The organism is Nostoc sp. NOS(2021) (genome assembly GCF_017115025.1).
In the GTDB taxonomy this organism is placed as follows: domain Bacteria; phylum Cyanobacteriota; class Cyanobacteriia; order Cyanobacteriales; family Nostocaceae; genus Nostoc.
This window is the reverse complement of record NZ_JABXKM010000144.1, coordinates 1-8,110: the sequence shown is the minus strand read 5'-3', so window position 1 is coordinate 8,110 and position 8,110 is coordinate 1. Positions and strand designations below refer to the sequence as shown.

Genomic DNA, 8,110 nt, shown 5'->3' with positions numbered 1-8,110 from the left:
CAGATGTGTAGACGCGAAGCTTTTACCTGAAGGAATGAGGGCTTGTTCCAATTCACCGCAGGCGTTACCGATTGTTGTCAGATAAGCTAATTTACTTTTCTTTTAATTTGCATAACCAGAGTGGGCAAGATGCCCACCCCACAAGAGTTTTACTTTTAGGTAATATGCAAGTTAAATGTCTAAGAGCTGATCACTTGTTACCACATGCTCTACTTGTTGAAGCTAATTACTAATTATTGAGATTACAAATTTAGTTTGTTGAAAATAATTCTTATTTAGCCTATCTCTTTACAAAATGTAATTATCAAAACTGGAGGAAAAATAGGCAACGCAAGCGGAGTGATAATAGTAACTATCACCGCTCGATCGCAAGCAAATATTAGTTTTTAAGTGTGGGTTCTTCTGCCTTTATGAATATGTAGAAGTGCTTAGGGATAGTCCAGATGCTTCCAGTAGATGCGGATGATGGCGTTGCCAAAAACTCAAAATCTGTTCGCCAACCTGTTGAGGATAGAAGTAGTGAAAAAAATGATACCCTTGTGGACATTCCCAGAGCTTATCTTCTGGCTTGAACCAATTCAACCAGTCATGCAATGCAGGTGGATTGACTACCGGATCACTCTTGCTACCACATACCATCATTGGCATAGAAACTCCACCCTTGGGTAAGTAAACCAACTTAAACAAAGAGTGTGGCGAGGGAGATTGTTCTAAATCTTTATCTAAGGCAGCTACTAACTTCTTAGTGGTATGAGGCGGTTGATTTCCAAAAAGACTGCGAACGCTGCTTGCCAAAACTAGTTCGCGGCTGATACTAAAAAGTTGTCGTTGAAAATAATAGTGAGCTTGCCAATTGTTTGCAGGTTGAGCTGCTACAGCCAGCAGAGTGAGCGATCGCACTTTTTGAGGAAATCGACGGGCATAGCTTAAGGCGATCGCACCACCTATTCCATGACCTCCTAAATGCACGGGGCGATCGCGCCATTCTAAAAAATCATACAGCAACTCCACAGCTTGATCTATGGAACTGGCTTCATCTTTAGTTTGGTGGTATTCCCACTGGGCGATGCTCATATATCCAGATAAGTATTCAAGTAATGGTTTATCAAAACGCTTCAAAACAGGACTAGCATTTAACCACAGAACATCAAATGAATCAGACATAAATACCTATAACTTCTAAATTATCAATTTCAGCCAACTTAACCTTAAAAAGGCGGTTAGAAACCGCAACTACACGAGGCTTTACCCACATCCGTGGGTTTCAAACACTCAATTTTTCCTTAGTCCGGCGGAGAGAGAAATCTGAGCTAAGGAAGCCTTAGCTCAGACTTCTCCGAAGGGAGACGCTGCGCGAACGGAGCGGACGAGAGTTTGTGTAGCCGCGAATTCTATTCGCCCTAGCTTTAAGTTGACTTTCTACAAACCAAATTCTGTCTTCAACTGAGCAACCCAAGTTTTAATTCGCTCGTCTGTTAACTCAGATTGACTACCTTCATCAAGTGCCAATCCGACAAACTTGCCATTTCTCAAAGCTCTAGAGTTCTCAAAGTCATACCCTTCAGTTGGCCAGTAGCCAACAGTTTTACCACCTCGCTGAGAAATTTTTTCTTCGATAATTCCAATTGCATCCTGGAAATTATCGGCATAGCCATATTGGTCTCCATCACCAAAATAGGCAACCAGCTTACCCTTAAAATCTATTTCATCTAGATCGGAGAAAAAGCTTTGCCAATCGCTCTGAAGTTGACCAATATCCCAAGTGGGAGAGCCAATAATCAGCAATTCATACTCATCGAAAGTGGTAGTATCCGCCTCATAAATGGGATGTAATGTTACAACATCACCACCAAACTCATCCCGAATTTTTTCAGCATCAGATTCAGTGTTGCCGGTTTGAGTACCGTAAAACAAACCAATTTTTTTCGACATATTGACACCTGATAAATAGTTGTGCGATCGCCAAGATACCTATTTGCCTTGTATGTAATACCAATTTGAAAAATGATTGCGACAGATGGATCGCCAAAAAGCTTATTTAGTAACTTTTTCACAATCCAAAATCGTTCGACTGAGCGTTCGCGTAGCGTCTCGCAGAGAAGTCGAAGTCTAAAATCCAAAATCCAAAATGGTATAAACCTTACCAAGTTGATGCAACTTAGAAAAACAAACTGCTATTGGTTAACAGCAAGAAGGCAAACAAAGCTCCCCCGCAGCTACCCACTGTCCAGCCAGCATTAAACTCGCTCCAAGACTTAGCCGTTTTCATGTTTTCTGGTAGCTCCCCTTGAGCAGGTTTGCGTTTTTCAAACGACACACTACCATACAACCACAAACAAATAGATAAAATCAATACCAGTCCGATTGTGGCAAGTAGCCCTGCCTGATTCGCCAACTCCGTATCCCGCAGCGGCCCTAACTTGACAAATGGCCCAATCAAGAAATAGCCATGCGCCATGCCAATTTCCAGCCCCCGTGAAAAAGGAGATAAACCTTGACGGTAAATAGGAAGATTTGCCAATAACTTCAGGGTGATATCAGAAGCATTCACCGGGGTGTCGAAATTCCCGATTTCCGGCATTCTGGCAGGATTGATAACTCCCTGCTGAAAATCAAGTCCAGCGGCTATGACACGTACCCTCAAAGCGTGCCAGATGTGACCAGCTAGAAATACAACTGCCAAAGCAAAGTGACTGGTTGCTAGCCAAGTACGAACCGTAATTACTCCCGATGCAGTAGTACTCAGTCCTAACGGGCCATAGAAAACTGTGGGATAAACGGTATCATTTACCGTGACAAAATATGCTGCCAACAAACCCATGTAAGCCAGAGCGCCCAGGCTATAGGATAGGTAAGCTTCACCAGACCAAAACAGTACCTTTTTCGCCCAAGCAAAAGGCTTGGTGAGAATGTGCCAAAAACCTCCAGCAATGCAGAGTATTCCTACCCAAATATGTCCACCGATGACATCTTCTAGGTTGTTAACTGCTGCCATCCCCTGTTTACCAAAAGCACCGAAGAGATAGCCAAAGATGCGACCAGGGTTAAGAGTTGGTTCAGTAATTACTCGTACAGATGTCACTGCCGGATCGTAAAGACCACCCCAAAACAGCGCCTTTGCCACCAATAACCACGCCCCGAACCCCAACAACAGCAGATGAATGCCGATGATAGTGGTCATCTTGTCTTCATCTTTCCAGTCGTAACCAAAGAAGCCGGGAAAAGAGGTGTTTTCACTTAATACTTCCGGGCCTAAAAGGGCGTGGTAAATGCCACCAGCAGCCAGTACGGCAGAACTAATCAGATGTAAAATACCAATGACAAAATAGGGATAGGTATCAATAATTTGGCCGCGATCGCCAACACCAAATCCCAAGGTTGCCAGATGGGGCAGCAAAATTAACCCCTGTGCATACATCGGTCGTCCGGGGTCGTATTTAGTGATTTCAAACAGGGTCATTGCTCCTGCCCAAAGGACAATCAGGCCAGCATGAGCAATGTGAGCGCCCAAAAGCTTACCCGACAGGTTAATGAACCGGGCATTACCAGCCCACCAACCCGATTCCTGCGTTGTTATTGTTGCAGTTGCCATTGTTAGATTGCCTCCCCACGAGTTGAACGGATGACTCTACCCTTTCCGAAGTCAAATCCAGCAGCGCGTAAAGCGTGCCAGAGATGCCCTTGAAGAAAGAAGAAACCTAGCCAGAAATGAGCATTCGCCAGCCAAACGCGAGAGGACAGTAAATCTCCACTCTGGAAATAGGGAAAACGGTCAAATCCAATACTCAGGGCTGGCCCATAAAATTCCGGTGGGTAAGCTAGTGTGTTAACTGAGACAAAATAGGCAGCAATCATACCCATGAGAGCTAAAGCACCCAAGCTGTAAGAAAGGTATGCTTCTCCTGACCAGATAAAAAGCTGCTTTGCCCAGGCGAAAGGTTGAGTAGTAATGTGCCAGATAGCGCCAGCAATGCAGAGAATACTGACCCAAATGTGACCACCAACCAAGTCTTCTAGGTTGTTCACTCCGGCAATCCAGTGCTTGCCACCGCCACCAAATAAGTAGCCAAAAATGACGACGGAGTTCAAAGTAGGGCTAGAAACTACGCGCACCTCACCCACGGTAGAATCGTACAAGCCGCCAAAGAACATGGCTTTGGCAACCAATAAACCGGCTCCTAGACCCAGCAATACTAGGTGAATACCCAGAATAGTGGTCATTTTATTAGCATCTTCCCAGCGATAGCCAAAGAAGGAAAATCTCTCTTCTAAGATGGCGGGGCCACGTAGGGCATGAAAGATACCGCCAAGTCCCAGGAAGGCGGAGCTAATTAGGTGCAATACTCCAATGACGAAGTAAGGATAGGTATCTACTATCTGTCCACCACTTCCTACACCCCAGCCGAGAGTTGCTAAATGGGGCAATAGAATCAACCCCTGTTCGTACATTGGTTGCGCTCGGTTGAAGTGGGCAAGTTCAAAAAGGGTTGTTGCACCAGCCCAGAAGACAATTAACCCTGCATGAGCAACGTGAGCGCCCAAAAGCTTACCTGAGAGGTTGGTTAACCGGGCGTTCCCTGCCCACCAGGGAATCGACTCCGGTGTTTGAACAGCCATCCTTGTCATGGCGTTACCTCCTGAGAAAGTTTGCAAATAGCTGAAATATGTCATTAGCTTAATGAATATCTATATCAATAAGCCTGAAGATATCCTATCAGACTTATTGAAAATATTTTTCATTTATTGAGAGTAAAGTTTTGTTAAGTATTTCAGGAAATAAATTGAAGAAAACACTATACTTGTACAATAAATAGTACAAGTCCGTGCCAGATGGAAATTATCTCTTTTAGCGAGGCGAGAAATAGCCTGAAGACGGTTTTAGATCGCGTGACGGAAAATGCCGACTATACGATCATCACCAGACGGGATGCGGATGATGCGGTGGTGATGTCGCTGGAGTTTTTCAATAGTCTGATGGAGACTGTGCATTTACTGAAATCCCCGACAAATGCAGCCCATTTGGAACGTTCTATTGCTCAATTCAAGCAGGGGAAAGTGGTGGAACGAGATTTGCTCAATGACTAGAATGCTGGCATGGACGGATGAGGCTTGGGCTGATTATCTTTACTGGCAAGGGCAAGACAAGAAGACACTCAAAAGAATCAATAGACTGATTGAGGAGACGATGCGAATGCCTTTTGAGGGTATAGGTAAGCCAGAATCTCTACGGGAAAACTTAGCTGGATTTTGGTCGCGGCGAATTGATGATACAAATCGTTTAGTTTATGCGGTGGAGGATGCCTATCTAACGATTATTTCTTGTCGATACCATTATTAAAATAATTCGTAATTGCTAATTCGTAATTCGTAATTAAAGAATTCAATTACGAATTACGAGTTACAAATTACACTTCGGCGGGTTGATATTCTTGTTGTCTTTCGACAAACGTTTGCACACGGCTGCGGTAGTTTCTGATAGTCTCATCTACCCAATCGCGATCGTTGCTATTTGCATACAAATGCACCAGTGGTTCGCTGGCATCTGGTAAAACTAACAGCCAACTGTCATCATAAGGTTGACAAACTTTCACCCCATCGATGAGTTCTAGGTTTTGGGCTGGGTGAGTTTCTACCAAGTAACGCATCAAAGCACCCTTGGCTGTCCACGGGCAGCGTACTGTATAACTTTTGTGAATTACACGGGGCAATTCTGACCGAGCAGCAGCAAGCGATCGCTCCTGTATAGTCAACATCTCAATTATCTTAGCAATGCAGAACATGGAATCAAATCCCGGATGCAGTTGCGGAAAAATAAAACCAGTCTCTCCACTACCTCCTATTACCACATTTTGATTTGTCTGACAAGCCTCCATTAAGGCTGTAGGATTGGCTTTAGTGCGAATCACTCTGCCATCGTGGCGGCGGGCGACTTGTTCTATAGCACTGGAAGCATGAACTGGTACTACTACTGTTCCTCTGGGGTTAGCCGTTAATATCATGTCCACCATCAGTGCTGTTAACATTTCTCCCCGAATTGGGAAGCCTGATTCATCAACTAAAATCAGCTGTTCTCCATTAGCTGATACTTGCACACCAAAGTTAGCTTTCAATGCCTCCACTACATGACCTAACTGAGTCAGCAGTCCTTCCCTATCAGTGATTGACATGGCTGTTTTATTGACACTGGCATTCAGCACCACTGCATCAGCACCAAATTTATCTAACATTTGGGGTAAAACTGCCCCCGATACGGCATAAACATAGTCAATCACCACTTTTGCCCGACTGTTGCGGAGTGTATGAACATGCAACAGTTTCTCAAAAGCAGTGCAGTACCGCTCAATGACTTGGCTGGGATAAGATACATCGCCAATTTCATGAATTAGCGCCCGCCGCATATCCTCCTTAAAGTAAGCGCCTTCAATTTTCTTTTCCAGGGCTTTGGAGATATTAATGCCCTTGGCATCCATAAATTCGATCAGAATGTAGTCGGGGCGATCGGGGTGTACCCGCACATGAATACCACCAACTACTGACATTGTGGGTATAACCGTGCGGGCGATGGGGATAGCTGTGGCATCGAGGTTTTGAATATCAACACCTACTGACATTAAACCAGCAATCAGCGATCGCGTCACCATCCGAGAGACATTACGCTGGTCACGGGAAACCGTTACCTTAGAACCAGGTTTCAAGGTAGAACCGTAAGCAGCTCCCAATTTCACGGCGAATTCTGGGGTGATGTCGATATTAGCTAATCCTTGCACACCACGTTGTCCAAATAAATTCCGTTGGGCGGTGTTCCCCCAAATCAAGTTAATGTTTAAAATTGCCCCTGACTCAATCTTTTTACTGGGCCAAACGCGCACACCAGGGCTAATTTGGGCTTCTTCTCCCACCGTGGAAAGCGAACCCACAACAGCAGCTTCTAATACATGGGCGCGGCGGTCTACACGAGTGCCACGGGAAATCACACAGGCAGAAAGATGTGCTTCGTCGCCAATGATTGCCCCATTCCACACTATCGGACGTTTGAGATTCGCATCAGCACCAATAGTGACATTATCCCCAATTACGCTTCCTGCCTCAATCTGTACTCTTGCCCCGATGCGGCAATTGTCACCAATCACTGCTGGGGCTTCAATCATAGCCGTCTGGTCGATGTAAGTATTTTGACCCACCCATAACTTAGTGGAAACTTCTTTATAGGCACAATCCAGTTGCACTTTCTGATCTAAGGCATCATACTGAGCCTCACGGTAGGCATCTAAGTGACCAACGTCACACCAGTAACCTTGAGCAATGTAACCATACATTGGCTCCTCTTTTGCTAGTAGTAAGGGGAATAAGTCTTTGGAAAAGTCGCATTCAGTGTTTGCTGGCAGATATTCCAAAACTTCTGGTTCGAGAATGTAAGTGCCAGTGTTGACGGTATCAGAAAAAATTTCACTACTAGAGGGTTTTTCTAAAAATCGCCGAATCCGTCCTTCCTCATCGGTAATCACCACCCCAAATTCAATTGGGTTGGGAACCCTGGTCAAAATCAAAGTAGCTTTTGACTTATTTTGTTTGTGAAATGCGATCGCTGCCGTGAGGTCGAAATCTGTTATGCTATCACCGCTAATCACTAAAAAGGTTTCATCAAGAAGTTCAGCAATGTTTTTCACACAGCCTGCTGTACCTAAAGGCTGATCTTCTTCGACGGCATAGGTCATCTGGACACCAAAATCGCTGCCATCTTGAAAATAGTCTCGCAAGACATCTGGTAAATAATGCAATGTCGCAATCACTTCTGTAATTTGATGTCTTTTGAGGAGATTGATAATATGTTCGGCAATTGGTCGATTTAGAATCGGCACCATCGGTTTGGGCAGATCGCAAGTTAACGGGCGAAGCCGCGTTCCCGAACCGCCTGCCATCAGTACTGCACGCATAAATTCCTCCTTAGCTATTTACAGCCTTCGCTGCTTGAAAACGTGTCAGATATATTTTGTTCTTCTTTCTCTAGTCTGCTATGGATATTGATATTTGAGGAACTTCCACAAGATGCATATATATTGGGGCATTGGGCATTGGGCATTGGGCATTGGGCATTGGGCATTGGGCATTG

7 protein-coding genes are annotated in these 8,110 nt (G+C 44.7%); 2 read left to right on the top strand and 5 right to left on the bottom strand.

Features of this window, described 5'->3' with window-relative positions:
* Window positions 1-408 precede the first annotated feature (408 nt).
* The 4 genes from HWQ41_RS18980 to HWQ41_RS18965 form a co-directional block, all read right to left on the bottom strand.
* A complete protein-coding gene (locus HWQ41_RS18980; RefSeq protein ID WP_292766022.1) occupies window positions 409-1,164 on the bottom strand; it encodes an alpha/beta fold hydrolase in 756 nt (251 codons plus the stop codon).
* Between the two features lie 255 nt (window positions 1,165-1,419).
* On the bottom strand, window positions 1,420-1,932 hold the full coding sequence (fldA, locus tag HWQ41_RS18975) for a flavodoxin FldA (RefSeq protein ID WP_292766019.1): 513 nt from the start codon (window positions 1,930-1,932) through the stop codon (window positions 1,420-1,422).
* A gap of 226 nt (window positions 1,933-2,158) precedes the next feature.
* On the bottom strand, window positions 2,159-3,592 hold the full coding sequence (locus tag HWQ41_RS18970; RefSeq protein WP_292766016.1) for a chlorophyll a/b binding light-harvesting protein: 1,434 nt from the start codon (window positions 3,590-3,592) through the stop codon (window positions 2,159-2,161).
* 2 nt (window positions 3,593-3,594) lie between these two features.
* Window positions 3,595-4,617, bottom strand: a complete 1,023-nt coding sequence (locus tag HWQ41_RS18965) for a chlorophyll a/b binding light-harvesting protein (protein ID WP_292766069.1) — start codon at window positions 4,615-4,617, stop codon at window positions 3,595-3,597.
* Window positions 4,618-4,830: 213 nt separating this feature from the next.
* Between HWQ41_RS18965 and HWQ41_RS18960 the strand changes: the two genes are divergently transcribed.
* Window positions 4,831-5,085 (top strand): type II toxin-antitoxin system Phd/YefM family antitoxin, encoded by a 255-nt coding sequence (locus tag HWQ41_RS18960; protein WP_292766013.1) that lies wholly within the window; start codon window positions 4,831-4,833, stop codon window positions 5,083-5,085.
* A complete protein-coding gene (locus tag HWQ41_RS18955; protein WP_292766010.1) occupies window positions 5,078-5,338 on the top strand; it encodes a Txe/YoeB family addiction module toxin in 261 nt (86 codons plus the stop codon). Before HWQ41_RS18960 ends, HWQ41_RS18955 begins: the two co-directional genes overlap by 8 nt.
* Before the next feature lie 67 nt (window positions 5,339-5,405).
* Here HWQ41_RS18955 and HWQ41_RS18950 read toward each other — a convergent pair whose 3' ends face one another.
* The gene (locus tag HWQ41_RS18950; RefSeq protein WP_292766007.1) at window positions 5,406-7,934 is read right to left on the bottom strand and encodes a mannose-1-phosphate guanyltransferase; all 2,529 of its coding nucleotides are present in this window, start codon (window positions 7,932-7,934) and stop codon (window positions 5,406-5,408) included.
* Window positions 7,935-8,110: the final 176 nt, after the last annotated feature.

Excerpts from the sequence above, each read along its gene's own strand:
- HWQ41_RS18960 (WP_292766013.1), top strand. The coding sequence starts at position 4,831 with ATGGAAATTATCTCTTTTAGCGAGGCGAGAAATAGCCTGAAGACGGTT.
- HWQ41_RS18965 (WP_292766069.1), bottom strand. The coding sequence starts at position 4,617 with ATGGCTGTTCAAACACCGGAGTCGATTCCCTGGTGGGCAGGGAACGCC.
- fldA (WP_292766019.1), bottom strand. The coding sequence starts at position 1,932 with ATGTCGAAAAAAATTGGTTTGTTTTACGGTACTCAAACCGGCAACACT.
- HWQ41_RS18970 (WP_292766016.1), bottom strand. The coding sequence starts at position 3,592 with ATGGCAACTGCAACAATAACAACGCAGGAATCGGGTTGGTGGGCTGGT.
- HWQ41_RS18980 (WP_292766022.1), bottom strand. The coding sequence starts at position 1,164 with ATGTCTGATTCATTTGATGTTCTGTGGTTAAATGCTAGTCCTGTTTTG.
- HWQ41_RS18950 (WP_292766007.1), bottom strand. The coding sequence starts at position 7,934 with ATGCGTGCAGTACTGATGGCAGGCGGTTCGGGAACGCGGCTTCGCCCG.
- HWQ41_RS18955 (WP_292766010.1), top strand. The coding sequence starts at position 5,078 with ATGACTAGAATGCTGGCATGGACGGATGAGGCTTGGGCTGATTATCTT.